The organism is Pseudonocardia yunnanensis (assembly GCF_039534065.1).
In the GTDB taxonomy this organism is placed as follows: domain Bacteria; phylum Actinomycetota; class Actinomycetes; order Mycobacteriales; family Pseudonocardiaceae; genus Pseudonocardia; species Pseudonocardia yunnanensis.
Genome location: NZ_BAAAUS010000076.1, coordinates 1 through 1114 on the forward strand (window position 1 = coordinate 1; position 1114 = coordinate 1114).

A 1114-nucleotide genomic window follows, 5' to 3' on the forward strand; every position below is an offset into this window, starting at 1 on the left:
GCTACGTCCGGCTGCGGCACGAGGTCGCCCAGTTCGCCGGCGTCCTGACCGGGCTCGGGGTCACCCGCGGCGATCGGGTCGTGATCTACATGCCGACGATCCCGGAGGCGGCGATCGCCATGCTCGCCTGTGCCCGGATCGGGGCCGTGCACTCGGTTGTGTTCGGCGGGTTCGCCGCCAACGAACTGGCCATCAGAATCGACGACGCGACCCCCAAGGTCGTCGTCGCCGCGTCGTGCGGGATCGAAGGCAAGCGGATCATCGAGTACAAACCGCTGCTGGACCGGGCCGTCGAACAGGCCCGGCACAAGCCGGACTCCTGCGTGATCCTGCAGCGTCCCCAGGCTGTGGCCGAGATGGGGGAGCGGGACGTCGACTGGTCCGACGCCGTTGCGGCGGCCACCCCCGCCGCCTGCGTGCCGGTGGCCGGTACCGACCCTCTCTACATCCTCTACACCTCGGGAACGACCGGGAAGCCCAAGGGCGTGGTCCGTGACAACGGCGGCCACGCGGTCGCCCTGTGCTGGACGATGAGCAATGTCTACGACGTCGCGCCCAGGGATGTCATGTTCGCCGCCTCCGACGTGGGCTGGGTCGTCGGGCACTCCTACATCGTCTACGCGCCTCTGCTCGTCGGCGCGACCACCGTGCTCTACGAAGGCAAGCCCGTGGGCACCCCGGACGCGGGACAGCTCTGGCGGGTGGTGGCCGAGCACGGCGTGCGGACGATGTTCATCGCCCCGACCGGGTTGCGGGCGATCAGGAAGGAAGACCCGGACGGTGCGTTCCTCGCCGACCACGACATCTCCCGGATGAGGTACCTGTTCCTCGGGGGCGAGCGACTCGATCCCGACACACTGCGCTGGGCCCAGGATCTGCTCGGGATCCCGGTTGTCGACCACTGGTGGCAGACCGAGACCGGTTGGCCCGTCGCCGCGAACCTCATGGGCCTCGAGCCCATGCCGGTCAAGCCCGGGTCCCCGACCGTTGCGGTTCCCGGCTGGGACATCGGTGTGCTCGACGTCGACGGCCGCCCCGTCGAAACCGGAGTGGACGGAGCGCTCGTGGTGAAGCTCCCGCTGCCCCCCGGGTCCCTGACGACGCTGTGGAACGA

Annotated in this window: 1 protein-coding gene; it reads left to right on the top strand. The window is 69.7% G+C overall.

Going from position 1 to position 1114, the window contains the following annotated elements; translation table 11 throughout:
• On the top strand, nt 1-1114 hold a 1114-nt coding region (locus ABD743_RS44325), incomplete at both ends, for an AMP-binding protein (RefSeq protein ID WP_344730723.1).